Below are 25,493 nucleotides of genomic sequence, written 5' to 3' on the forward strand. Positions count from 1 at the left end.
CCTGTGGGGCACGGCTTCAACTAAGTTACTACATGAACTGCTTCATTGCTGCCTTGTGCCGAGGAAGCTCACTTCGAAGCAATTCTTGCAGACACAGGCACAGACAAAGTGGATCTTCAGCCGTGCCCCGCAGGACGCGAAGTAGTTGGCCGGAGCGGCATTTCAGCATACAAACTATTTCAAAATTAACACTAAGCTAGTAAGTTGCTAGTTAACTTAATCCGCATTATGAGAACCCATACTTAAACTTGAACGTGATTACTTCTGAATTTCACCTTGCTCCCAGTAATTATGCTTTCTTAACGCACAAAAAAATCCCAGGAACTGGTCCCGAGATTCGTGTTGATTTTAACTATTCTTATTAAGTAATGCTTCAATATCTTTTTCCATTTCTTTTGGTTCCGTCTTTGGTGCATACCGTTTCACGACATTTCCGTCTTCATCCACTAAGAATTTGGTGAAGTTCCATTTGATTTGATCGGAAATGATTCCTGGAGCTGCTTTTGTGAGTGTCTTGAATAATGGATGCGCATTTTTTCCACGCACATTTATTTTAGCAAACATCGGGAAGCTGACACCATAATTCAGTCGGCAATGCTGTTCTGCTTCTTCACTTGAGCCTGGCTCTTGATTCATGAACTGATTACTAGGAAATCCTAAAATTTCAAGTCCTTCATCCTTATATTTTTCATATAGCTCTTGTAAACCATCAAATTGCGGGGTAAATCCACACTTACTAGCTGTATTTACGATAACCAGTGCTTTTGCTTTATAATCCTCTACTTTTTTCTCTTCGCCTTTGGATGTTTGAATCTGCAAATCATAAATAGACATTTACATCACCTCCTTATTCAAAGAATAGCATAGAACACATTAAATATTGGAAAGATTTGCTCGAATTACCGATCGTTCGATAGAGAAATACTAGTAATCTAAGGACCTTTCAATCAGAAGAAACACATTGAAACACTAAGTCTTTCTACCTATCAACCATTAAACTTTCTTGCAATATTTGATGATATTCTTTCAAGCTATCTATCGTAGCCAGATTATGAAGCATTCCTTTAAGAATGACTTTCCTTGGCTGGATGCTGGTGAGTTCCTGTTCGATAATGTTAATCGACGCTTTTGCCTCTTCTTTTTGTTCCGAAGGAATACCTTCTTGTTCCAGATGGTGTTTCATTTTATTTAATAGCTTTAACGGATGTTTTTTTTTAGTGGTATCTTCTTCTAAATATAATGACCAGAGACTTTCATTCATAATAGGAGACATGGATTTTTCGTTCATACCTTTTATTATAAACTCTAGTTGGGTCAGTGCGTAATCAACTATTTTATCAACATTCAAAGAGAAATGTTTCCAAAATATTAATTCCATATAATGTCGTATGATTGCTGCTAATAAAAACGCACCGTCTGCTGCATACAATTCGATTTTCTGGCCATATATTTTTATTAAATACTTTTTAAACCATTTAAGCTGAATCGTATTTTGTTCTCTAAAATATTGATAAATGATGTTATTCAGATAGCCAGAAAGATCCTTACTTTGAAGCTTGTAAAATTCCTGGTTTTTTACATAGTGATTCATTTTTATGGTTAAACCTTTTTTAAACTTCTCCATATTAGACAAGTTATGATCCGATTCCACTACAAGAATTTGTCCTTCCATATTATGAAAAAAGTATTTCAGAATTTGCAGGAGCAGATCTTCCTTTGATTTGAAATACATATAGAGACTGCCTTTCGACACACCGCATTCGTCAGCAATTTCTTGCATCGATATTTGATTAACACTTTTTGCAGAGAATAAGTGCATGGACGTTACTAATATATGTTTTTCTTTTTCAACATCTTTCTTTCGCATCATGATCCTTCCTTCTAATACAAATTACCTTAATAGAGGATGTCCAAAAGGCCCGGGAAAAATCGCTGTGAACTTCTGCGTTGGATTACATCTCCGTTCCTCATGTATTGATAAGCATACATTCCGGTACTCGAAGCTACGTTGTCTTGAATTTCTTTGCGCTTTTTGTCCTCCTTTTTGAACACGCACTAACAGGGTATATCAAGATAAGTTTAATAGAAAAAGTTGTCGAGAACAATGACTCGCCTCTACTTTACACCCCCAAATACCACATGCTCCATCCACTTAAAGTAACAATCTGCATGATCAAATCCAACTTAGCGGAGCCAATTTACTTGTACATCAATAAGACATCCTTAGTACTCCCAGTCATTATGGCCATTATGTTTTTGTATAAATTCGCTAAATTTTATACCAATAAACATTTTATGTCAATACAAAAGATAATCTAAACCATTTTTACTATCCGAAGCCATTTGTCTTTTATTTGGTTAAATTTACAATCCAATCCATTCATAATGACCACAATTTCAGCTGTGATCGATCTTTCTTATTCACGCTTATTGCTATAATAGTAGACTTTCTCCTTACTCTTGCATATAACAAAGTAGCAAACAGAGATGTCAGAAAAATCAGAAACACTGTCATAAAATCTAACAATTAACAAGACATTTTTTTCATTAAAATAGTATTATATGACTATTACATCGGATGTGTATCATGAAAGATATTCGCCATTACATTATTGGAATTTATAGAGAAAAGGATGACACGTATGGAAATCATTCAGCTTCATGTTAATTTTGTTTGGATTACAATTGCAGCAATATTAGTATTTTTTATGCAGGCGGGATTTACCGCATTAGAAGCAGGACTTGTACGTGCCAAAAACTCCATTAATGTTGCGATTAAAAACGTATCAGACCTGTTAATCGCGACTGTTGTTTTTTCATTAGTTGGATTTGGTATTATGTTTGGTAATTCTTCAGGAGGGTTATTTGGAACCAGTTTATTTTTCTTTGATCAGTTAGCAGAAGATCCTTGGAATTGGGCCTTTTTATTCTTCCAAATTGTCTTTGCTGGAACAGCAGCAACGATTGTTTCAGGTACCATTGCCGAGAGAGTTAAATTTGGTGTATACATAGCTGGTACTGTTTTTATTGTTTTATTAATTTACCCGCTATTTGGCCACTGGGCTTGGGGAAGCCTACTTAATCCTGAGCAAGCTGGCTGGTTGGAGAATTTAGGATTCGTTGATTTCGCTGGTTCAACGGTCGTCCACTCCATTGGTGGTTGGGTTGCATTAGCTGCAGCCATTGTTGTCGGACCTCGTATTGGCAAGTACCAGGATGGTAAAATCAATGAAATGAAGCCTTCCAATGTGGTGCTGGCAGCATTAGGTGTATTTATCCTATGGCTAGGCTGGTTCGGCTTTAATGCCGGTTCTACGACAACTGGGGATACGTCGATTGCGCTTATCGCCTTAAATACACATCTCGCAGCAGCTGCTGGTGGGTTATTGGCTATGGTAACAAGCTGGATTGGATTCTCACAGCCAAAAGTAGAGGATATATTAAACGGGGTCTTAGCCGGACTTGTATCTGTCACAGCCGGAGTTGCTGTATTGACACCACTGATGGCTTTGTTAGTTGGCGCCATTGGAGGAATCCTCGTTGTATTTTCTTTACTATTTATTGATCGTGTTTGTAAAGTGGATGACGCGATTGGTGCTGTATCTGTTCACGGTGTATGTGGTGCCTGGGGGACAATCGCTGTAGGATTATTTGGCACCATGTCACTATTACCAGCGGAATCCAGGATAGCTCAAATTTTAATTCAATGCTTGGGAGTTGTGGTAGCCTTTGTTTGGGCCATCGTTCTAGGTTTCGTCATTTATAAACTGATTGGGTTCTTTATGAAGGTACGTCCAGAACCCGAAGAAGAAATAGCCGGTTTAAATGTTAGTGAGCATGGCGCATCTATAGCTATGCTTGATACGATTCAATCCATGCAAGCTATTGCGGATTCTGCAGGGGACTTAACCAAAATTATGAAAACTGATCCAGGGGAAGACACATATAAATTGAATATTGCCTTCAATCAAGTGATTAATAAACTCAATCAATTAGTGAGACAAGTGAAGACGGCATCTCATTATGTAGAAAACTCTGCTGATGATTTGATAGAAGTGACAAGCCGTTTGCAGGAGGATAGTAAAGAACAGGTCCAAACTATTGGTGTGACACATGCCGTATTTCAAGAAACCGACCAACGACTGGAACAAGAATTGGAGCGGGAAAATGAAGTTATAGCTACTATTCAGCAATTTTTCTCTTCGGTGGAACAAGTCAGCGAAAAAGTGACCACTTTAACGGATGAAATGACGACAGTGAAATCAACGGTAGATAACATTTCGGAAATGAATCAAAACGTCGATGAGACGATGAAAAATTATCGACGTCAAAACGAGGAAATTCAGCAGTTCTCCAATCAAAGTCATTCCGTGATGCAGGTTATTCGTGATATCGCGGAACAAATCAATTTATTAGCTTTAAATGCCGGTATTGAAGCCGCACATGCTGGCGAATATGGCAAAGGCTTTGCTGTTGTAGCTAATGAAATTCGAAAGCTGGCAGAGCAATCGAAACATTCGACGACGGAGATACAAGAAATTATCACCGGAACCGTCGATACGATACAAAAAGGGCAACTTGATTTTTCAACCTTTAATGAACAGCTGCAGCATTTATTTGAGCAATTAACGTATATGCCGGAAATATTCCATGTAATGGATCAAGAAGTTCAGGATATCAACCATGTAATGGATCATTTTACTGACAATTTAGAGATTATGAGTAAAGACACTTCTGACATGCTCGAAAGCAAGCAGGAACAACGGATAAGCTTCCAGAACATGTGCGAGAAAATCGAAATAATCTACGAACAAATGAAAGAAAGCGACGCATCCATTGAAGATATGGCGCAACGCATCGCTCAAATGAAAGAACAGAGCGTCTTTTTATCTAATAAGGTAAGCAAGTTTACTACTAGCTAAAAACTCATAAAAAGCAAGAATGGTTCCCTTGTTCTGGAAAATTAGAACAAGAGAACCTTCCCTCTGTTGCATATTAGCCAATTTCTTTTAACAAGTTTGCCATTTCTACTGCTGATATAGCTGCTTCTGCTCCTTTGTTTCCAGCTTTTGTACCGGCGCGTTCGATGGCTTGTTCAATCGTATCAGTTGTCAACACACCGAAAATAACCGGAATTCCTGCGCTCATGGATACACTTGCTACTCCTTTAGATACTTCATTGCTGACATAATCAAAATGTGGCGTCGATCCGCGGATCACTGTTCCTAATGTAACGACCGCATCATACTTTCCTGATTCTGCCATTTTCTTCGCTACTAAAGGTATTTCGAAAGCTCCTGGTACCCAAGCAATTTCAACATCTTGTTCTGATAAACCGTGACGACGCAAGGCATCTTCTGCCCCAGCTAAAAGCTTGCCAGTGATAAATTCATTAAACCTGCCTACAACGATCCCTACCTTTAATCCCGTACCGACTAAATTACCTTCATATGTTTTTCCCATGTTTAAATTCCTCCTCCGTTTTGATTACCTGTGATATGCAATAAATGATCTAGTTTTTCTACTTTTGTACGCAAATAAATCTCATTATTTTTATTTGCAGGTATTTCAATTGCTTTTCGACCAACCAATTCTAACCCGTATTCTTCCATACTGGACAATTTACGAGGATTATTCGTTAATAAATGCAGTTTCCCTACACCTAAATCTCGTAGTATTTGGACACTGATCGCATAGTCTCGTAAATCATCCGGGAAACCTAACTGATGATTAGCTTCAACCGTGTCATAGCCTTCTTCCTGAAGTTTATAAGCTTTCATTTTGTTGACTAATCCAATACCTCTTCCCTCTTGCCTCATGTATACCAGCACGCCTCGTTTCGCGTTTTGAATTTCCTCTAACGCTTTTTCCAATTGAGGTCCACAATCACATCGTTCCGAGCCGAACACATCTCCTGTTAAACACTCCGAATGAATTCGGACTAGTGTCGGCTGATCCGCTTGTAAATCACCAGTATAAAGGGCTAGATGTTCTTGGCCAGTATATTTTTCTGTATAGGCAACCAGTTTGAAATCACCAAATGAAGTGGGCAAATTTATCTCCGTTTCTTTCACAATTAATTGATCATAGCGTTTACGGTATTGAATTAACTCTTGTATCGTAATCATTGGCATATCATGTTTTGCAACGATTCTCTCCAAATCGGGCTGACGTGCCATTGAGCCATCTTCATTCATAATCTCACAAATAACTGCAACAGGCTGCGATCCAGCTAGGCGTGCCAAATCGATCGCTGCTTCTGTATGGCCGGTTCTTTCTAAGACCCCTGCTGTTTTTGCAATTAAAGGGAAGATGTGACCCGGTCGTTTGAATTCCGCTGCTGTTGTTGTCTGGTCAACGAGTTTCTGTACTGTTAATGCCCGTTCCTGTGCACTGATACCGGTTCTGGTTGTATGATAATCAATACTGACAGTAAAATTGGTGCCATGTGTATCGGTATTGTTTGTTACCATTTGACCTAATTGAAATCGATCCGCATAGTCCTTCGTCATCGGCGTACAAATCAGACCACGCCCCTCTTTTGCCATAAAATTAATTACATCAGGGGTTGTATGTTCTGCCAGGGCAATAAAGTCGCCTTCGTTCTCACGATCCTCATCATCCATGACAATTACGATTTCTCCTTTTCGAAGTGCTGTTATCGCTGCTTCTACTGAATGCTTCATCTTAGCACCTCCTAAAATCCATAGTTTCTTAATTTTTCTGCTGTGATGCCTGTCTGTTGATCTCTTGTTTCCAATAATCTCTCCATATATTTTGCTAACATATCGAATTCAATATTCACGATGTCTCCTTGTGTTTTCGCACCTAGAATTGTCGCCTGTTGCGTTTCCGGGATTAAGGAAATCGTAAAGCCTTTATCATCGACACCAAATACGGTAAGCGATGTACCATCCACCGATATAGATCCTTTCATCGCAATATAACGTGTATCCGTGACAGTGATATAAAAGTATTTCGCATTATCCTCTGTCCATGTCCGTTCGATTTTACCAGTCGCATCAACATGACCGGAGACAAAATGACCGCCAAATCGGCCATTAGCATGCATGGCTCTTTCCAGGTTCACTTTGGACATAGGGGTGAGCCTTGCTAACGATGAACCTCGAAACGTTTCCGGTATTACATCTACGGTAAAGCAATCTGCTGTAAAACTGGTAACGGTTAGACAGACCCCATTAACAGAAATACTGTCCCCAATATGAACATCTGCTGTTACTTTTTTCCCTTCGATTTTTAATTGTAAAGCTTGATTTTGTTGAGTGATCGAGAGCAGTTTCCCTTTCTCCTCTACAATGCCAGTGAACACTATGCTTCCTCCTTTGGAATAGCGACAATCTTGATATCCGGACCAAGCTGTTCCACACTTTCAAACGTCAAATTTTGTGCGTCGCTCATCCACTCCGGTGATTGTCCACCGATGACAGATTGCGCATTTTTGCCGCCTAATAATTTTGGTGCAACATACCAGTGACATGTATCGAATAACTCTTTTTGCAAAAAGGACTGGTGGATGCTCGCCCCTCCTTCTACATAGATCGATTGAATCTTCTCTTCCTTGAGCATGACTAGCACTTCCTCGATGTCTATCGTTTCCAGCGGTATAGATAGAACCCGAACGTGCGGATATTGTTTCTGAAACGCTCTTCTGTCTGCTTGTTCGGTGCACACTACCCATGTCGGTGCATCTTGGTTGAAAATGTGATAATTACCATCCTTGAGTGATAAATGGGTATCTAAAATAAGACGAATCGGATTTTTTCCACCTTTGGGGAGGCGAGTTGTAAGATTTGGGTTATCTTGCTTCACTGTATTCTTTCCAACTAAAATCGCATCGTGCTGATGACGTTGTTTATGAACATCTTCTCTTGCCTGCTCTGACGTAATCCACTTGCTGTTCCCTGTTACGGTAGCTGTCTTGCCATCTAAAGTCGTCGCAGCCTTTAAGGTCACAAAGGGACGTTTTTTCTGATGAAAGTGAAAGAAGTGCCGGTTGATACGAAGCGCCTGCTGTTCACAGATTCCCGTCTCCACTTCAATACCTGCCTCCTCCAGTATCGCTACGCCTTTGCCAGCTACTTTTGGATTAGGATCCAGGCAGGCTATATATACTTTTTTGACCTTGCTTTGTACGAGTAGTTCTGCACAAGGAGGTGTCTTGCCATAATGAGCACACGGTTCGAGCGTAACGTACACATCGGCGCCTTCTGCTTTTTCTCCAGCCTGTGTGATGGCATGAACTTCTGCATGTGCCTCGCCAGCTTTTAAATGAGTGCCGACACCTAAAAGTTCACCGTTTTTGACAATGACTGCACCTACAGATGGATTTGGGCTTGTTTGTCCGATTGTGCTTTCAGCAAGATGCAATGCCAGTTCCATCCACTCTTCATTTGATTTCATGTCATCACCTTTTCATAAATTAGATTTCACCGCTTTTTAAAATAAGAAAAAGCCCTAGGCAAACAGACCTAGGGCTTTTGTGTATTATTCATAGTAAAGTACTTGGTTTTATCGTTAAATCTACAGCTCTTTTCACGCGGTGTATGCATAAAAAAGCAATTCTAATAACAGAATCAGCACAAACCGCAACAAATAGGCTTTTCACATAGAAAAGTCGATATATCACCAATTTCCTTTTCCCATCCAGACTTTAACTGTCGGCTTTGGATTCACACCAAATCCACCTTCACATCACGAGAGATGCTCCGGGTCACGGACTGAAGAGTAAAAATACTCTATCACCGTCGGTCGGGAATTGCACCCTGCCCCAAAGGAATGTTATTCGTATATTTTATTATGGAAATAGTATATAGAATTTTGCTTGAGATTGCAAAGTTTTTGTTTTACTATTCAATGGGAAAATGTGTTAATATAATGACGAAGTCTAATTTAACAAAAACCTAATAGACAATTAAAATAAAAAAGTTGTCCGCGAGATTTCTTCTTATGGACAACTTTTTGCCTTTTCACTTTGAAATGGTCACAAGGTTCGATCTTATGTACGCTTTTTTCTACATTCATATAATTTTGTCCATAAGATCCTACATCCTTGCTAGTCTTCTCCCAATATCCGAACCTCACGTTCAAGGGCCACACCATAGCGGGCTTTCACTTCTTTTTGGACCATTTCGATGACACCGATGTAATCTGTAGCTGTTGCATTATTTTTATTGACGATGAAACCGGCATGCTTGGTTGATACTTCTGCACCGCCAATACCCTTACCTTGCAGCTCACTATCCTGAATCAATTTGCCGGCAAAATAGCCTGGTGGACGTTTAAAGACACTGCCGCAAGATGGATATTCCAATGGTTGTTTTGACTCACGTTTATAGGTGAGATCATCCATGGCTGCTTTTATTTCGCCCACATCGCCAGGCATCAACGAAAAGGTTGCTTCTAAGACAATATAGCCTTTTTCTGCAATATTACTGGTGCGATAATCTAAGTCAAATGCTGCTGCTGGTAAACGGTGAACATCACCCGCTACATCTACAACCAATGCACTTTCCAGACAGTCTTTCACTTCACCGCCGTAGGCACCAGCGTTCATGTACAATGCACCGCCGACAGTTCCAGGAATACCGCATGCAAACTCCAAGCCTGTTAACTTCTCTTGTAAGGCAAAACGAGAAGCATCAATAATACGTGCCCCACTCTCCGCAATCACACTATCCTCTTGTCGATGGATTGCAACAAAACGTTTCAAACTCAAGACAAGTCCTCGTATGCCGCCATCTCTAACTATCACATTCGAACCGTTCCCAAGCATGGTGAATGGCACTTCTGTTTGATTAGCATAGCGAATGATGGCCTGCACTTCTTCAATCGATGATGGAGTAACAAAAAAATCTGCATTTCCACCCAGTTTCGTATAGGTATGGTTCTTTAATGGTTCATCTATCAAAATATGTTCTGGACGTATGATGTTTCGTAAGTCTTTCATTACTTCTGTTTTATTCATGAAATCAACCCTTTAGTATACTATTGTGTTTTGCTACACAATTAATCTTTATTATAGCAAGAATAAAATATGACCTGCAAACTTGATCAAATAAAAAGTGTATACTTCTTATTTCGTGCTGAAGTCCGATTTTATGACTTATATAACAGAAAAAAGCTAGGCCTATAACTAGACCTAGCTCATTAATGCTACCATTAGCGCTTTTTGTGCATGCAAACGATTCTCAGCTTCCTGGAATACTACCGATTGTGGTCCATCGATTATTTCTGCTGTCACTTCTTCCCCTCTGTGAGCTGGTAAGCAGTGCATGAAGATGGCATCGGACTGGGCATGTGCGAACAACGCACTATTGACTTGGTATTCAGCAAATGCTTTTTCTCGTTCAATCTGTTCAGCTTCTTGCCCCATACTTGCCCACACATCAGAATAGATTACATCAGCATCTTTTACCGCTTCTACGGCATCTTCGGTTACGACCACCTCCGATCCGTCTGCGAACGATTTCGCCAATTCAATGATTTCCGTTTTCGGCTGATAATCCTTCGGTGCCGCAATGGCCACATCTAATCCCATTTTGGCACAGCCGATCATCAAGGAATGAGCCATGTTATTGCCGTCACCGATATAAGCTAATTTCAATCCGTCGAGCTTGCCTTTTTCCTCTTTGATTGTTTGTAAATCTGCTAACACTTGGCAAGGATGATAATTATCTGTTAAACCATTAATGACCGGGATCGAAGCATTTTCCGCAAGATCCTCCACATCCTTCTGGGAGAAAGTACGGATCATAATCCCGTCTAAATAGCCTGATAAAACTTTAGCAGTATCTGAAATCGGCTCACCTCTTCCGATCTGGATATCATTGGCGCTCAAAAATAAGCCAGTTCCGCCGAGTTGATAAATCCCCGCTTCAAAGGAAACACGGGTACGAGTAGACGATTTTTCGAAAATCATCCCTAGTGTTTTTCCTTTGAGTGGCTGGTAGACTTCACCGTTCTTACGCTTTTGTTTAATTTGATCCGCTAATTCTAGTAGATAGGCAATCTCTGCTTTCGAATAATCGGCAAGCGTCAAAAGATCTCTACCCTTTAACTGTTCTTGAAAACTCAAGGCATTGCACGCTCCTTTTTGTTTAATTGTAATTGGCTCTTGCGATGTTGTTGGATCGATAATGGCGCTTCTAACGTTTCTGTTGTTGCTTTTAAGTAAGTCGTTAACGTGTCGTTTGCTGTAAAGTGCAATGTATCAGAACGTAACGCGGCTTCACGTAATAGCATGTGGCTATCTTTTTCTCCATTTCGATGGGTATCTGCAATAAATGCATATTTCTCATCGAGACAATGCTGCTTTGCATTTTTGACCTCTGTGATTTGTGCTACCGGAATTCCTTGATCCGTTAATAATATGGCTGTTTCTTCGTCTGCTTCAATCGCTGCTGGAACTGATTTTAATTTCTTGATCAATTTTTTATCGAGTTTCGTTAACGATAAGAAAATGACATCCTGATCATTAAGTTTCTTTAAACTGTCTTCCTTCCAGCCGAACGCTTTGGCCATTGCTTGCTCAACAGTTGATCCAAGACCAATTGCTTCACCCGTTGACTTCATTTCAGGTCCTAAAATTGGATCAACTCCTGGCAACTTATTGGTAGAGAAGACCGGCATTTTCACTGCATAATAAGGCATTTCTTCATGCAAACCAAGCTTCCAATCCTGATCAGCCAATGCTTCCCCCATCTGAACGCGTGTTGCAAGATCAACCATCGGCACACCCGTTACCTTACTTGCAATTGGTACCGTACGGGAAGCACGAGGATTCACTTCTAATACGTAAATCGTCTGACGGTCTTCACTAATCACAAATTGAATATTCATGATCCCTTTCACTTTCAATTCTTGTGAGATCTTTTGAGCGTATTGTTCAATTTGCTGTTTGTGTGCTTCTGTTAAACTAGGCGCTGGAAAAATGGCTACACTGTCTCCTGAGTGTACCCCCGCTTTTTCAACGTGCTCAAAAATTCCTGGGATTAAGATATCAGCACCATCACAAATAGCATCAATCTCTACTTCATATCCTTCAATATAACGATCGATTAATAATGGGAAAATGCGATTATCATGTGCTTTTTCCTGTAAATCAGTTAAATAGTCGATCAGTTGTGTTTCATTATGCAAAATCACCATGCCTTGGCCACCAATCACGTATGACGGACGCATCAGAACCGGATAACCGATCTCCTGTGCTACAGCTTTCGCATCTTCGACTGCTGTTACTGTATCACCCGGAATATGCGGGATGTGCAGTTTTTGTAAAAGTTGATAGAAAAGATCACGATCTTCCACCGCTTCAATAGCTTCTAGGGCTGTTCCAACAATCGGCACGCCTGCTTTCTGTAATCCATCTGCTAAATTAATCGCAGTCTGGCCACCGAATTGTACTAATACACCTTGCGCTTGTTCTTTGCGAATCACATGTAATACATCTTCTACCGTTAACGGTTCGAAATACAAGTGATCGGCGGTATTGAAATCGGTACTGACTGTCTCTGGATTATTATTAATAACGACAGCATCTATTCCTTGGCCTTGTAACGATTTAGCAGCATGAACCGAACAATAATCAAATTCAACCCCTTGTCCGATCCGGATAGGACCAGACCCGAGCACTACCATTCGTTTATCTCCTTGTAAGGATTCGACCTCATCCCATTCATTCCAGGAGCTGTAGAAATATGGTGTTTCTGCTGAAAATTCTGCTGCACATGTATCAACCATCTTATAAGACGGCGACAAATTTTCTTCTTTTATTTTTTGTTGAATATCGGCTACTGTTACATCCAGCAATTTCGCTAGTGTAATGTCAGAAATACCAAACGATTTTGCTTCTTTTAATGTTGCCGCCTCGGCCTGGCTCCAACCTGTTGAAGCAATTTCCTTCTCTTTTTGAATCATCGCTTCTAACTCATATAAAAAGTAATTGTTGATCGCAGTAATGGCATGAATGTCAGCCACTGTCATTCCTCTTCGCAGAGCTTCAGCAACGATAAACATCCGTTCATCTGTCGCTTGATCTAACGCTGTATGCAACGCTTGATCTGATAGTTTTTCGACACCAGGCAAGTGCAATGAGTCCAATCCGATTTCTAAGGAACGAATCGCTTTATTGATGGCCATCGGGAAGTTACGAGCAAGTGCCATGACCTCTCCTGTTGCTTTCATCTGCGTTCCAAGTAAACGATCTGCTTGCGTAAACTTATCAAAAGGCCAGCGCGGAATTTTGGCTGCAATATAATCAATGGCAGGCTCAAAGCTAGCGTATGTGTCACCAGTAATCGGATTGATAACTTCATCCAAGTGGTATCCAAGTGCTACTTTTGCCGCAATTTGAGCGATGGGATAGCCTGTTGCCTTTGATGCCAGCGCACTGGAACGGCTTACCCGCGGATTTACTTCAATAATAATATAGTCATCATTTTCCGGATTTAATGCGAACTGGATATTACATCCACCTATAACGCCTAATTCACGAATAACTCTGACAGACGAAGTACGCAACATTTGATATTGGCGATCCGTTAATGTTTGTGAAGGTGCCACAACAATACTGTCACCAGTATGGACACCGACCGGATCGAAGTTTTCCATGTTACATACGATGATGCACGTATCATTAGAGTCGCGCATTACTTCATATTCGATTTCCTTCCAGCCTTTTACACTTTGCTCAATAAGCACCTGGCTGATCGGACTGTAATGCAGACCATTCTTCACTATTTGACGTAATTGCGCTTCGTCATCTGCAATGCCACCGCCAGCACCACCTAGCGTATAGGCAGGGCGAACGATCATTGGATAACCGACTTTACTAGCAAAAACGACTGCCTCTTCAACAGAAGAGGTTGAAAGACTTTCGGCAGTTGGTTCACCGATATCCTTCATCATCGACTTAAATATTTCACGATCTTCCCCTTTTTGGATCGTTTCAAGTGGTGTTCCTAATAATGTCACCTGATACTTTTCCAAAACACCCGCTTCATCTAGTAAAACCGCCATGTTTAACCCGGTTTGTCCGCCTAATGTTGGTAAGATTCCATCAGGTCGTTCTTTGTCGATAATTTTGGTAATTGATTCACATGTTAATGGTTCCAAATATACTTTATCTGCAATATTCTCATCTGTCATAATCGTTGCCGGATTGTTGTTGACAAGGATGACCTCCACACCATCTTCCTTTAGTGCTAGACATGCTTGCGTACCGGCGTAATCAAATTCGGCAGCCTGACCGATGACGATCGGACCAGAGCCAATCACTAATACTTTTTTTATGTTGTCTTTCTTAGGCATGCTGTTTCTCTCCCTTAGTAATAAACTGCTGGATAAAATCTACGAATAAATGGTGCGTATCAATAGGACCCGGGTGAGCCTCAGGGTGAAACTGTACCGTCATTAACGGTTTGGTTTTATGCTTTAGTCCTTCTACTGATTTATCATTTACGTTGACATGGGAAACGTACCAGTTTGTCATATTTACAGAATCATAATCTACTACATAACCATGGTTTTGTGATGTGATCATCACTTTTCCTGTCTGTAAGTCTTTCACAGGGTGGTTACTACCTCTATGCCCATAAGGCAAACGTTTCGTTGTTGCGCCATGTGCAAGTGCAATTAGCTGATGTCCTAAGCAGATCCCCATTGTCGGAAAGCTTTCGGAAATTTGCTTCATTTCCCCTAATAAAGGTTCTAATGCTTTAGGGTTTCCTGGACCATTTGATAAAAGAACACCGTCTGGATCAATTGTCTTCATTTCTGCATAATTAGTATCGAATGGTACGACCGTAACATCACATCCTAATGCTAATAATGATTTCGCAATCGAATGTTTATAGCCAAAGTCCATAACCACCACATGCGGCGTAGGATTATTAGCCGGTTTTTCTGATTTAAAGAATTGTTTCTCTCTTACAGAAACCGTGGAAACAATAGCTTCATTCACCGTATTCGTTTCAGGCTTCTGTTCAGGATCTGCAGTGATCTTTCCGTACACTTCTCCATGTTCACGGATAATTCGGGTAAGAGCTCGCGTATCGACATGTGACAGTGCCGGAATATAATGTTGTTCAAGCATTTCTAATAATGTATTGGTTGATTCATAGTGTTCCGGATTATGGCTAGGTGTCGAGACAACAAACCCTTTTAATGAGGGTTTCAGACTTTCATAATCGATGTCATTCCATCCGTAGTTTCCGATCAATGGATAGGTCATCGTCACGATTTGACCTGCATAAGAAGGATCTGTCATTACTTCCTGATAACCTGTCATTGCTGTGTTAAAAACCAGCTCTCCATCTGTCTCTTTAGGAGCGCCCAACCATTGACCTTCTAACACATCACCAGTATTTAAAACAAGATAACCTGTTGTTGCTTGCATCATGTCTCTCCTCCAATAGCTAACATACTTTCAAATTAATTATTTATAATTATACTATAAAACTTATATTTATGCATTATCTTTTTCAAAATTTTTCGAAACATCGTGGTCATTCTGTATCTCAAAAATGGACTTATAATAGAAACCGAGCAAATCCATTCGGTCCTATCTAAATAATATATAACTACTTATAATATGGATTATGTTAATCGGAGCTGTCTTACTACATGGTCATTTTGATAGGTTATATCTGCTTAGCAAAGCTTCGGAAATATGCTCCGCGCACTGTGGGAGGCCTCAACTTTCTCGTGATGAGCAAGGGGCGCTTTCCTGCGGGATTTTCGGACACGACTGATCCCACGGGAGTCTCCACATTTTTCCTAAGCTTAAGGAAGTGTTACAATTTTTGAAACAACTAATAGCGGTGGTACTAAGCATTATTCAGTAATTACATGACATATGGACACATATGGTTACGGCCAAAATACTACCTGTGACATCAGTTGTAGAGTCTGGACTATAGCGCAGGCCAACCGCGTAGACTCGCGCGGGACCTTCAGCCGTGCCCCGCAGGACGCGAAGTGGTTGGCCGGAGCGTCATCCAAGCAGACGAAATATTTCAAAATTACCACTAAGTAGTTAGTGAACATAAACCATATTATAGGAAGCCCAAACATTGTGTGAAGGCAGTGATAATATGCTTGTTTACTGTTGAAACAGGAGACCCCTACTGCTCACTGCCAAAAAAGCAACTGATAGGGATCAGCTGCTTTTTGGTTTATTTTTTTAATACATTTACTTTTTCGGCGTGGGTTGCGGCCCATTGTTTGCTTGTTTCCAAGCGTTGATCGGCTAATGTTATTTGTTCCTGCACACGATTTTTGGCAGTTCCACCTACTACGTCACGCGCATTTACAACAGATTCTGGGGATAGTACGTCATAAATATCCTCCTCAATTAATGCAGAAAAGCCTTTAAAATCCTCGATGCTTAAATCTAGTAAATAGATATTCTCCTGGATACAGTGCAGCACTACCTGTCCGACAACGGCATGTGCTTCACGGAATGGTAAGTCTTTATTCACTAAATAATCAGCTAGATCCGTTGCATTGGAGAAATCCTCCGCTACCGCTGCATACATGTTATCCTTCTTGACTTCCATCGTTTCAATCATCGGGGCAAAAAGGGCTAGCGCTCCTTTTAGTGTTTCCATCGTATCAAACATACCTTCTTTGTCTTCTTGCATATCTTTATTATACGCAATAGGTAAGCCTTTCAACGTCGTCAGCATGCCCATTAAATTACCGTATACGCGGCCTGTTTTTCCTCTGACAAGCTCGGCAACATCCGGATTTTTCTTTTGTGGCATCATGCTGCTCCCGGTACAAAACGCATCGTCTAACTCAATAAACTTGAACTCTGCACTGGACCATTGCACCAATTCTTCACTTAAACGAGATAAATGCATAATAGTTAAAGAAGCATTGGATAAAAATTCAACCACAAAATCACGATCACTTACCGCATCCAAACTGTTTTCCACAACACCATCAAAATTTAACTTGTCCGCAACATAATGACGATCGATTGGGAAGGTCGTCCCCGCCAGTGCACCAGCACCCAGAGGTGAACGGTTTACCCGTTTAAAACTGTCACACAAACGCTCCATGTCACGCTCAAACATCGAAACATATGCCATCATGTGATGGGCGAACAACACCGGCTGTGCACGTTGTAAGTGCGTATAGCCAGGAAGAATTGTATCTAAATTGGCTTTTGCTTGTGTTAGCAAAGCCTCTTGCAAATTCGATAATAACTCTACTAACGTTACTAATGAATCACGCAAGTACAAGCGCATGTCTAACGCTACTTGATCATTACGGCTTCTCCCTGTGTGCAACTTACCGCCAACAGCACCGACTTCGTCAATTAGCAGCTTCTCCACATTCATATGAATGTCTTCATTTGCTTCTGTCAGTTCTGCCTCACCAGCTTCAATCTTTGCCGCAACTGCAACCAAGCCTTTCTTGATTGTTTCCGCGTCTTCAGCAGGGATGATTTCACAGGCAGCAAGCATTTCTACATGTGCCAAGCTGCCCTGAATATCATATTGTGCTAACTTCTGATCAAAGCTGATCGATGCTGTATATTCATCAACTAATTCATTTGTTGGTTTTGTAAATCGTCCGCCCCATAGTTTCATTGTTTCACTGATTCCTTCATATCAATTTTTGTTTTTTCCATGATCTTTGCTTTATCTGCATGCACATTGTTGACAGTAGAATGAACTTTTGTCGGTAAGCCCCAAAGCTTAATAAATCCAAGTGCTGCTTCATGGTCAAATTCATCTTCTTTGTTATAGGTTGCCAATTTGAAGTCATAAAGAGAATTGTCTGACTTACGACCAATGACAAATGCTTGCCCTTTGTAGAGTTGTACCTTGGCAACACCATTTACAAATTTCTGCGTTTCTGCTATAAATGCCTTTAATGCATCTGTTAATTGTGTAAACCATAAGCCATCATAAATAGCTTGCTCTAATTGCTGTTCCACAACCGGCTTGAATTTCGTTACTTCTCTCGGTAGTGTGATAGACTCGATTTCATGATGTGCTTTAATAAGCGTAATTGCCGCTGGAGCTTCGTAAATTTCACGTGATTTAATACCTACCAGACGATTCTCCACATGATCAATTCTGCCGACACCATGCTTACCTGCAATCTCATTCAATTCTAAAATTAATTCATGTAATGGGTAGTCCTGACCATTAAGTGCAACTGGCTTTCCTTGCTTAAATTCGATTTCGACAATTTCCGGTTGCTCTGGTGCGTCAATTGGGTTCACCGTTAATTCAAACGCATCTTCTGGTGCTTCTGTCCACGGATCTTCTAAAATACCACATTCATTTGCACGTCCCCATAAGTTCTGATCAACACTGTAAGGACTGTCTAAATCGATTGGAATCGGAATACCGTTCGCTTGTGCATATTTGATCTCTTCATCTCTAGTCATCTTCCATTCACGAACAGGTGCGACAATCTTAAGATCTGGATTTAGCGATGTAAAAGCAACGTCGAAACGTACTTGGTCATTCCCTTTTCCAGTACAGCCATGCGCAACTGCTACCGCACCTTCTTTTTCTGCAATATCAACTAGTACTTTGGCGATCAATGGACGGGAAAGTGCAGATACTAATGGATATTTATCTTCATACATCACATTTGCTTGTAATGCAGGTAATACAAAATCTTCTGCAAACAGTTGTTTCGCATCAACAGAATAAGACTTGATCGCACCAACATCGAGTGCTTTGTTTTTGACAAATTCTAGATCTTTCCCTTCACCAACATCTAATCCTACTGCAATAACATCATAATTATATTTGTCTTGTAACCATTTAATCGCAACGGAAGTATCTAATCCTCCGGAATATGCTAATACTACTTTTTCTTTACTCATGAAAAATCTCTCCTTAAATAAATATCTGTATTATAAATGTTTTCGTTTGATTAATTATGTATTATTATGCACCATTCAGTATATTAATGCAACCGTAAAACCAAAATTTTTTATTTTTTTCGTCGATTTTATGAAGAACTTCTGTCAGTTAACCGTACTGATTGGTTTTATTCATTCATGTGTATAAATATAAAATTTAGTTTTTACAGATTCCTTGTAACCCTTTAGTCATTCCTACGTCTAATTTTAAAAAAAGAGGTGGTCAATTTGAAGAAGTGGTTGTTCGTACTGATAATGCTGCTACTTTTTACGGCTTGTTCAAACGAAGATGATAGTTCCAACAATGAAGCCGCAGATATGGCAATTGAGGAATCTTCAAGTGAATCTGGCATGAGTATGATGAAGGAATCTGAGGTGGCACCTTCGGACGATATGAATGATTCGGAAAATAATGCCACAGAAGAACAGGCAGCGGATGAAGAATCTTCGAGTGATACTGCTATGGATAATGCTTCAGATCGAAAAATCATCTATAACGCTAACCTTCATGTGGAAACGAAACAATTTGATGATACCGTTAACTACTTGGAAGACCAAACAGAAAATCTAGGCGGTTATGTTGTTTCCTCCAGCTTTAATGACTACGAGAAAGAATCCAGCAACCGATTCGGAACCATGACAGTTAGGATACCTTCAGAGAAATTCCAGGATTTTTTACTGCTTGTTGAAGAAGGAAAGCTTAACGTATTGAATAAATCGACGAGTGGTGAAGATGTTACGGAACAATATGTTGATTTGTCTTCTCGGCTGAAAGCAAAAGAAGTGGTAGAAGAACGCTTACTCTCCTTTATGGAGAAGGCGGAAAAAACAGAGGATTTATTAAAAATTTCAGATGATCTATCAGCTGTTCAGGAAGAAATCGAACAAATTAAAGGAAGAATGCAATATTTAGATAACCAATCAGATTTAGCAACGATCACCATCGAAATCGATGAGACGAAAGTCGATGTCCCTTCCGTGCAGGATGAATCTTTAAACACATGGGAAAAAACGCAAGAGCAATTCTTGAAAAGTATTCAAACCATCCTTACGATTGCATCAGCTATCTTTGTATTTATTGTGGGGAATGCACCGCTGCTTATCCTCTTGCTAATTATTGCCGCTATTGTGTTTATCATGATTAGAAGAAGAAAGAAACGTGAAGGATCAGCCGTCAATCATTCTAACGATTAATATCAAACAACGAGGCCGGGACAAAAGTATAGAAGCTTATGAAAAAACGAACGAGAAATCCGATATGTTTACGTAACATTCATCTCCGTTCGTTTTTTTATTTATTATATTTCAATACAGCAAGATTTTAATATGAACGCCTTTCGCTGCAAAAAATATTTTTGGTCAAAGCAGATTACCAAGACCTTTTGTTTCTGTTTCATAAAAGCTCGGGTAACGAACGGTCCAATCGGACAGTTCTTCTTCTGTTCGAGCTCATTTTGTCCGATAGAACTCTCCCCCCGGAACAACTCGCCCTATATGCCCTTATCAACAATCAGAATTCTTATGAAGTCTCAGCACTTCGCGGCATGCTGGAAAAGGAGATTTAATCTTAATATTTCTCGGTTTTACAAGTTAATTTATCCTTTAAGTCTCATTCTGGTTGTTTATTCGCTTATGGCTGGAGAAAATCTTCTTCATTATACGCAGGATTAGGATACGTATAAAAGCCTTCCCCTGTTTGCATTCCCATTTTACCTTTATCTATATATTCATTTTTAACCAGCTCTGCTATCTGTTTGAATTTGTCTTGTTCAGGGTTGTCGGGGCTTTCTGCTTTGGTACTGACAATATTATATACTGTTTCTAGACCGACAATATCCATGATAGCAAACGGACCCATTGGAGCTCCCGTTGCGATCATCCACGTTTTATCAATTGCATATGGATCTGCTACACCATTTCCCCATAATTGTTGTGCAGCATCAAGCAATGGAACTAGCAAGCTATTTAAAATATATCCTGGTTGTTCTTTCTTAATATGGAGAGGCACCATCCCAATAGCAGCTGCAAACTCGAGTACTTGTTTGACCACTTTTGAATCTGTCCCGGGATGTCCCATTACTTCCCCTGTATTATTCATCCATATACGATTGGCAAAATGCAGTGCTAAGAACTTAGATGGACGGCCTGTATAATCTGCAAATTGACTAGGTAGCATCGTAGAACTATTCGTTGCAAATATTGTATGAGATGGAGCGGCTTCCGCAATTTCTTGATAGAATTGTTGCTTAATTGCTTCTTTTTCAGGTATTGCTTCGATCACAAGATCTGCATTTCCAACAGCTTTTGCTAATTCGGTCATATATTGAATACGTGATTTAGCAGTTTGAACTGCTTTCTGTTCTTCTTTGAAATAATCGAAGTAGGTTTCTTCTAATTTATCGATACGTTCTTTTGCCTTTTCAACCGCATCATCATTGATATCATAAATAATTACCTCAAAACCTTTGAATGCTGTTTGAAAAGCAATTTGACTACCCAACACACCACTTCCTGCAACCGTAACGTTTTTAAAATTCATTTTGGTTTCCTCCCTTATTAGATGAGTTTTCTTGATAAAGCTTCATCCTGTTCTCCGCTATCATTAATTGCTCGGTCCATTCATTGACCATTTGATCTGAGAAAGGTTCTGTTACAAACGTCTGAAGCTCCATTACTTTTTTTGCTATTTCTTCATACCTTGTCTTACCTTCTGTTGTTAATGATAAATATTTTTGACGTTTATCCTTACCACTTGTGAACTGGATCAAATGCTGCTCACTTAATTTGCGCACTAACGAAGATACAGTTGGCTTTTCTACCGACCACTCTTTTACAATATCCATACTCGTACAGTTATCATTTTCATCGATATGATGTAAGACCAGCCATTGTACAGGTGTGATGTCATGAGTTGAACACAGTTCTTGAAGACGAATTACGTACCATTTATTCAAACGGTAAATAGTTGAAAATAAATTCATATTACTCCTCCACAATTAGTTAGTATCTCTAACTAACTAAAATTAACTATAAAAGAAACCTGTTAATTTGTAAAGGTATTTGGCCGCTAATATTACTGGCGACAGTACTATTATTAACCAATTACGATTACTCTCATACAAACAAAAAAACAAACTGCTTTAAAACACGGAGATAACGCCATCTACTCATCAATAAGAAATGAAGTGATTGCTTAGAAGCAGTTCATGAGGACTCATAGTAAAGGCGCGCTATTCCGTTCATTTTTGTATAAAAGAAAAACTGAACATAACAAGTGTGTTATGTTCAGCTTTTTTTCTATTCTAATCAATATTGTGTCATCACATCTTGTTTTGGCTTTCTGACAAGGCCCATGATTCCGGCAATGACGTAGAATATACCGGCAAATATTGCGCCTCCGAACGTAATGAGGGTTGTTCCAGCACCAACTACTAATAAAATAATACTAGCCGCTTTTGGTTTACTGTTTCCTCTAAAGAAAAACATCGCAACGATACCAGCTATGATACTAATCAACGAGCCAACGATCAATACCGTTCCCATAGTGCCAATACCATTTGAAAGTTGCATTTCTATATTGGCAATATCTCCTTGATTAAAATTTGGATTCTCCGCTAACATTTCCTGCATCCATCCTTCTTGACCTTCCATCATCCGGAAAATTGCACCAAATAACACTCCAAATAAATACACAATAGCACCAATAATTGCTAATACTACTTCTACCGTTCTTTTCATTCGTTGTTCTCCTCCCACGTTTTCTATCTATAGTGATCATATGCGTGCACAACGCTAAACATGTAGCGTGCCTATGCAACACTCTATTATATTATACGTCCTGCCTGTCCAAAACGTTTCACTTAGTCGATACTGTCTTTAAACTGTCTGCTTGCACCGTGTCTAACTGAGCCGATACCTCTTCTAAATGATAACGCATGTTTAATTGATTGATGAACAAACTGCTTACTTCTTTTTATCGCATCGATCATCGGCAATCCTTTTGCCAGTTCTGCTGTCAGACACGCTGCAAAGGTACAGCCTGCCCCACTTGTATGGACTGTGTCAATTAGAGGAGCCTCAATAAATTCCATCCTATCTCCATCATAATACAGATCGACTGCCTGATCATTTATACTACCTGCTTTCATCAGCACTGACTGTGATCCAAGTTGATACAAGGCTTTCGTCGCATCCTCGAGCGCTGACCATTCAGATGGAATCCGCTCTCCGAGCAATTTCTCTGCTTCCATCCGATTTGGCGTGATGATTGATGCCTTTGGAATTAAGCGTTCTTTTAGTACTTCGATGGCATCATCCGCTAATAGCTGAGAACCCATCTTTCCAATCATCACGGGATCTATCACTTTATGCTGAACAGCAGTTACATCCAGCAAATCACTGACCAGTTCAATAATTTCCTTTGAAAAAAGCATACCTGTCTTAATGGCATCGATTCCGACCATTTCGTTGATAGCAAAAAATTGTGCTTTAATTTCTTTTAGTTCGCGAACAAAGATGCCATTCGCTGTCTGACTATTGTTTGCCACGGTAGCCGTTATCACTGACATACCGTAGACATCACGTTCCTGAAATGTCTTTAAATCTGCCTGTATACCCGCACTTCCCTGTGCCGCAGCACCAGCAATTGCAACTACTCGTTTCATGCTTTACACCTCGATGTTCTTACATTAAATTGCAATAAAAAACCAAATAATCATAATCAGTTGAATAATAATTTTAGCAAACGTGCCACTTAAAAAACCAATTAGTGATCCTAAAGCAGCTTTAAATGCATCCTGTACGGTTTTCTTTAGTATTAACTCTGTTACACAGACGAAAACGAAAGGTACAATGATAATGCCAAATGGCGGGATGATGAACGAACCAACGATGACACCAACTGCTGCCAATCGTTCTCCTGTTTTACTGCCGCCAAATTTTTTAACAAAGTAACTGTTAGCTATGATATCAGCAAAAATAAGCAAGAGCGTCCAAATAACCATAGCAATCCAAAAGATCCAACCGATGTTACTTGCTGCCAAGGCAAACTGATAAATCAAAAAACCAATCCAAATTACTAATACAGAAGGTATAATTGGAAAAATAATACCTACAAACGCTAATACAAAGCAAACAACTATTAATATCCACCATACTATATCCATTTCACATAGCTCCATTCCTAAACATTTATGTCTCCTTTATACTATAAGCAAACATAAATGTATACTTTTATACCTTTAAGAAAACATCAATGATTTGACAGTCCCGAACAATTTAAGATCAGTGGACAGACAAAAATTAATCCCCGTTTCCGACAAATGAAACGGGGATTATGATCGTTATCAGTCAGCTAACACATCGGCATATTCTTTCACATAAGGAGGTAAGTCTGGTGGTCGGCGGCTGGAGATAATATGACCATCTGTTACCACCGGCTCATCAAACCATAAACTGCCCGCATTCGTCATATCATCTTTAATACCTGGTGTACTGGTTACTTTTTTGCCGCGTAAGATACCTGCAGAGATCAATACCCAACCAGCATGACAAATTTGGCCGATTGGCTTTTTCGCTTCATTCATATGCGTTACCATCTTGATCACTTCTGGATATCTTCTTAACTTATCCGGTGCCCATCCACCTGGTACTAGTATACCATCATAGTTTTCTGCATTCACTTCATCAAAAGCATACTCTGACTCAGCAGGAACACCGTATTTTCCAATATATTTTTTCTTTGCTTCTTTTCCTACTAAATCAACTGTGGCACCTTCTTCACGCAAACGGAGAACAGGATACCATAGTTCGAGATCTTCAAATTCATCTTCTACTAAAGCTAGTACTTTTTTATTTTCAAGACGCATGCCATTTCCCTCCTCAACATTGATACCTCCAGTGTATCAGATATCCCATCTTAAATACGAATAATTCATTTATGAGAAATACCTGTTATACTGCCAGAAAGTTTTGGCCATCAGTTGAGGACTTTCAGCCTGACTAATAGCGGTAATAATTGATACGCCATCACCTCCCGCCTTTCTGAGCGGAATTACATGACGGAGCTTGATACCCCCAATTGCTACGATTGGTAACGTTCCTACTTTTTCTCGAATATGACTAAGCCCTTCGATTCCAATCGGTTGCTTCGCATCTTCTTTCGTATTTGTGCCAAAGATTGGACCAACCCCAATATAGTCGGCACCCTCTTTGTGGGCCTGTACTGCTTCTTCAATATTACTGGCAGATACTCCAATCACGCAATCCGCCGGGACTATTTCTCTCACTTTTGCAATCGACATATCATCTTGACCGACATGAACCCCATCTGCGCCAATTTCAATCGCTAAGTCGACATCATCATTAATGAAGAAAGGAACTCGATATTGCTGACATAACTGCTTCATCTGCTCTGCCAATTGCTTTTTTGCTGTCCCTTGTAACGCATTTTTTCCTTTTTCACGGAATTGGAAGCATGTAATACCGCCCTTCAACGCCTCTTCTAATACTTCTAAAGGATCTTGAACTGTATTGTTGCTTCCCATAATGAAATACACTTGTAACCATTCATGTTGCATCT

The 25,493-nt window shown here is 39.9% G+C and carries 21 protein-coding genes and 1 riboswitch; of the genes, 2 read left to right on the forward strand and 19 right to left on the reverse strand.

What is annotated here, in order from left to right; genetic code table 11:
* Nucleotides 1–348: 348 nt before the first annotated feature.
* Nucleotides 349–834 (reverse strand): glutathione peroxidase, encoded by a 486-nt coding sequence (locus MUN88_RS03280; RefSeq protein WP_244720779.1) that lies wholly within the window; start codon nt 832–834, stop codon nt 349–351.
* A gap of 145 nt (nt 835–979) precedes the next feature.
* Entirely contained in the window at nt 980–1,870 is an 891-nt protein-coding gene (locus tag MUN88_RS03285; RefSeq protein ID WP_244720781.1) for a TetR/AcrR family transcriptional regulator, read from the reverse strand.
* A gap of 772 nt (nt 1,871–2,642) precedes the next feature.
* On the opposite strand from MUN88_RS03285, the gene amt reads away from it, so the two are divergent.
* Nucleotides 2,643–4,922 (forward strand): ammonium transporter, encoded by a 2,280-nt coding sequence (gene amt / locus MUN88_RS03290; RefSeq protein WP_244720783.1) that lies wholly within the window; start codon nt 2,643–2,645, stop codon nt 4,920–4,922.
* Nucleotides 4,923–4,995: 73 nt separating this feature from the next.
* Here the strand turns inward: amt and ribH are convergent, their stop codons facing one another.
* The 10 genes from ribH to MUN88_RS03340 all read right to left on the reverse strand — a co-directional run bounded on the left by ribH (nt 4,996) and on the right by MUN88_RS03340 (nt 18,874).
* Entirely contained in the window at nt 4,996–5,463 is a 468-nt protein-coding gene (gene ribH, locus MUN88_RS03295) for a 6,7-dimethyl-8-ribityllumazine synthase (RefSeq protein WP_244720785.1), read from the reverse strand.
* Between the two features lie 2 nt (nt 5,464–5,465).
* The gene (locus tag MUN88_RS03300) at nt 5,466–6,686 is read right to left on the reverse strand and encodes a bifunctional 3,4-dihydroxy-2-butanone-4-phosphate synthase/GTP cyclohydrolase II (protein WP_244720787.1); all 1,221 of its coding nucleotides are present in this window, start codon (nt 6,684–6,686) and stop codon (nt 5,466–5,468) included.
* An 11-nt stretch (nt 6,687–6,697) separates the two neighbouring features.
* Nucleotides 6,698–7,330: a riboflavin synthase gene (gene ribE, locus MUN88_RS03305; RefSeq protein WP_244720789.1), complete on the reverse strand. Its 633-nt coding sequence runs from the start codon at nt 7,328–7,330 to the stop codon at nt 6,698–6,700.
* Nucleotides 7,330–8,421: a bifunctional diaminohydroxyphosphoribosylaminopyrimidine deaminase/5-amino-6-(5-phosphoribosylamino)uracil reductase RibD gene (ribD, locus tag MUN88_RS03310; RefSeq protein WP_244720792.1), complete on the reverse strand. Its 1,092-nt coding sequence runs from the start codon at nt 8,419–8,421 to the stop codon at nt 7,330–7,332. Before ribD ends, ribE begins: the two co-directional genes overlap by 1 nt.
* 227 nt (nt 8,422–8,648) lie before the next feature.
* A riboswitch (FMN riboswitch) is annotated at nt 8,649–8,800 on the reverse strand.
* Nucleotides 8,801–9,073: 273 nt separating this feature from the next.
* Nucleotides 9,074–9,985, reverse strand: coding sequence for a UDP-N-acetylmuramate dehydrogenase (murB, locus tag MUN88_RS03315; RefSeq protein ID WP_244720807.1), 912 nt, complete (start codon nt 9,983–9,985; stop codon nt 9,074–9,076).
* Nucleotides 9,986–10,159: 174 nt separating this feature from the next.
* The gene (gene argF, locus MUN88_RS03320) at nt 10,160–11,122 is read right to left on the reverse strand and encodes an ornithine carbamoyltransferase (RefSeq protein ID WP_369809975.1); all 963 of its coding nucleotides are present in this window, start codon (nt 11,120–11,122) and stop codon (nt 10,160–10,162) included.
* A complete protein-coding gene (carB, locus tag MUN88_RS03325) occupies nt 11,092–14,328 on the reverse strand; it encodes a carbamoyl-phosphate synthase (glutamine-hydrolyzing) large subunit (RefSeq protein ID WP_244720813.1) in 3,237 nt (1,078 codons plus the stop codon). The genes argF and carB overlap by 31 nt, the downstream gene beginning before the upstream one ends.
* Nucleotides 14,321–15,415 carry a carbamoyl phosphate synthase small subunit gene (locus MUN88_RS03330; protein ID WP_244724306.1) on the reverse strand — a complete coding sequence of 365 codons (1,095 nt, stop codon included), beginning with the start codon at nt 15,413–15,415 and terminating at the stop codon, nt 14,321–14,323. Before MUN88_RS03330 ends, carB begins: the two co-directional genes overlap by 8 nt.
* A gap of 778 nt (nt 15,416–16,193) precedes the next feature.
* Nucleotides 16,194–17,618: an argininosuccinate lyase gene (gene argH / locus MUN88_RS03335; protein WP_244720816.1), complete on the reverse strand. Its 1,425-nt coding sequence runs from the start codon at nt 17,616–17,618 to the stop codon at nt 16,194–16,196.
* A complete protein-coding gene (locus tag MUN88_RS03340) occupies nt 17,615–18,874 on the reverse strand; it encodes an argininosuccinate synthase (protein WP_244720819.1) in 1,260 nt (419 codons plus the stop codon). Before MUN88_RS03340 ends, argH begins: the two co-directional genes overlap by 4 nt.
* Before the next feature lie 267 nt (nt 18,875–19,141).
* Here MUN88_RS03340 and MUN88_RS03345 point away from each other — a divergent pair, with 267 nt between their 5' ends.
* Nucleotides 19,142–20,107 (forward strand): DUF4349 domain-containing protein, encoded by a 966-nt coding sequence (locus MUN88_RS03345; protein WP_244720822.1) that lies wholly within the window; start codon nt 19,142–19,144, stop codon nt 20,105–20,107.
* Nucleotides 20,108–20,543: 436 nt separating this feature from the next.
* On the opposite strand, the gene MUN88_RS03350 is transcribed toward MUN88_RS03345, so the two are convergent.
* The 7 genes from MUN88_RS03350 to thiE all read right to left on the reverse strand — a co-directional run bounded on the left by MUN88_RS03350 (nt 20,544) and on the right by thiE (nt 25,491).
* Nucleotides 20,544–21,452 carry a 3-hydroxyacyl-CoA dehydrogenase gene (locus MUN88_RS03350; protein WP_244720825.1) on the reverse strand — a complete coding sequence of 303 codons (909 nt, stop codon included), beginning with the start codon at nt 21,450–21,452 and terminating at the stop codon, nt 20,544–20,546.
* Nucleotides 21,442–21,894, reverse strand: a complete 453-nt coding sequence (locus MUN88_RS03355) for a MarR family winged helix-turn-helix transcriptional regulator (RefSeq protein ID WP_244720835.1) — start codon at nt 21,892–21,894, stop codon at nt 21,442–21,444. The genes MUN88_RS03350 and MUN88_RS03355 overlap by 11 nt, the downstream gene beginning before the upstream one ends.
* Nucleotides 21,895–22,219: 325 nt before the next feature.
* On the reverse strand, nt 22,220–22,651 hold the full coding sequence (locus MUN88_RS03360) for a DUF4064 domain-containing protein (protein WP_244720838.1): 432 nt from the start codon (nt 22,649–22,651) through the stop codon (nt 22,220–22,222).
* A gap of 122 nt (nt 22,652–22,773) precedes the next feature.
* Complete coding sequence (gene thiD / locus MUN88_RS03365) at nt 22,774–23,577, reverse strand: bifunctional hydroxymethylpyrimidine kinase/phosphomethylpyrimidine kinase (RefSeq protein WP_244720841.1); 804 nt, start codon at nt 23,575–23,577, stop codon at nt 22,774–22,776.
* A gap of 24 nt (nt 23,578–23,601) precedes the next feature.
* The gene (locus MUN88_RS03370) at nt 23,602–24,078 is read right to left on the reverse strand and encodes a DUF456 domain-containing protein (protein WP_244720844.1); all 477 of its coding nucleotides are present in this window, start codon (nt 24,076–24,078) and stop codon (nt 23,602–23,604) included.
* Between the two features lie 180 nt (nt 24,079–24,258).
* A complete protein-coding gene (locus MUN88_RS03375; protein WP_244720847.1) occupies nt 24,259–24,780 on the reverse strand; it encodes a type 1 glutamine amidotransferase domain-containing protein in 522 nt (173 codons plus the stop codon).
* A gap of 69 nt (nt 24,781–24,849) precedes the next feature.
* Complete coding sequence (gene thiE, locus MUN88_RS03380; RefSeq protein WP_244720849.1) at nt 24,850–25,491, reverse strand: thiamine phosphate synthase; 642 nt, start codon at nt 25,489–25,491, stop codon at nt 24,850–24,852.
* Between the last annotated feature and the right edge of the window lie 2 nt (nt 25,492–25,493).

Source organism: Gracilibacillus caseinilyticus, assembly GCF_022919115.1.
Taxonomy (GTDB): Bacteria; Bacillota; Bacilli; order Bacillales; family Amphibacillaceae; genus Gracilibacillus; species Gracilibacillus caseinilyticus.

What these genes read in the sequence shown, in the direction of transcription:
- argH (WP_244720816.1), bottom strand. Translation starts at nt 17,618, where the DNA reads ATGAAACTATGGGGCGGACGATTTACAAAACCAACAAATGAATTAGTT.
- MUN88_RS03360 (WP_244720838.1), bottom strand. Translation starts at nt 22,651, where the DNA reads ATGAAAAGAACGGTAGAAGTAGTATTAGCAATTATTGGTGCTATTGTG.
- MUN88_RS03285 (WP_244720781.1), bottom strand. Translation starts at nt 1,870, where the DNA reads ATGATGCGAAAGAAAGATGTTGAAAAAGAAAAACATATATTAGTAACG.
- MUN88_RS03300 (WP_244720787.1), bottom strand. Translation starts at nt 6,686, where the DNA reads ATGAAGCATTCAGTAGAAGCAGCGATAACAGCACTTCGAAAAGGAGAA.
- MUN88_RS03330 (WP_244724306.1), bottom strand. Translation starts at nt 15,415, where the DNA reads ATGCAAGCAACAACAGGTTATCTTGTTTTAAATACTGGTGATGTGTTA.
- ribH (WP_244720785.1), bottom strand. Translation starts at nt 5,463, where the DNA reads ATGGGAAAAACATATGAAGGTAATTTAGTCGGTACGGGATTAAAGGTA.
- MUN88_RS03375 (WP_244720847.1), bottom strand. Translation starts at nt 24,780, where the DNA reads ATGCGTCTTGAAAATAAAAAAGTACTAGCTTTAGTAGAAGATGAATTT.
- thiD (WP_244720841.1), bottom strand. Translation starts at nt 23,577, where the DNA reads ATGAAACGAGTAGTTGCAATTGCTGGTGCTGCGGCACAGGGAAGTGCG.
- murB (WP_244720807.1), bottom strand. Translation starts at nt 9,985, where the DNA reads ATGAATAAAACAGAAGTAATGAAAGACTTACGAAACATCATACGTCCA.
- carB (WP_244720813.1), bottom strand. Translation starts at nt 14,328, where the DNA reads ATGCCTAAGAAAGACAACATAAAAAAAGTATTAGTGATTGGCTCTGGT.
- MUN88_RS03280 (WP_244720779.1), bottom strand. Translation starts at nt 834, where the DNA reads ATGTCTATTTATGATTTGCAGATTCAAACATCCAAAGGCGAAGAGAAA.
- amt (WP_244720783.1), top strand. Translation starts at nt 2,643, where the DNA reads ATGGAAATCATTCAGCTTCATGTTAATTTTGTTTGGATTACAATTGCA.
- MUN88_RS03370 (WP_244720844.1), bottom strand. Translation starts at nt 24,078, where the DNA reads ATGGATATAGTATGGTGGATATTAATAGTTGTTTGCTTTGTATTAGCG.
- thiE (WP_244720849.1), bottom strand. Translation starts at nt 25,491, where the DNA reads ATGCAACATGAATGGTTACAAGTGTATTTCATTATGGGAAGCAACAAT.
- MUN88_RS03340 (WP_244720819.1), bottom strand. Translation starts at nt 18,874, where the DNA reads ATGAGTAAAGAAAAAGTAGTATTAGCATATTCCGGAGGATTAGATACT.
- MUN88_RS03355 (WP_244720835.1), bottom strand. Translation starts at nt 21,894, where the DNA reads ATGAATTTATTTTCAACTATTTACCGTTTGAATAAATGGTACGTAATT.
- MUN88_RS03350 (WP_244720825.1), bottom strand. Translation starts at nt 21,452, where the DNA reads ATGAATTTTAAAAACGTTACGGTTGCAGGAAGTGGTGTGTTGGGTAGT.
- ribD (WP_244720792.1), bottom strand. Translation starts at nt 8,421, where the DNA reads ATGAAATCAAATGAAGAGTGGATGGAACTGGCATTGCATCTTGCTGAA.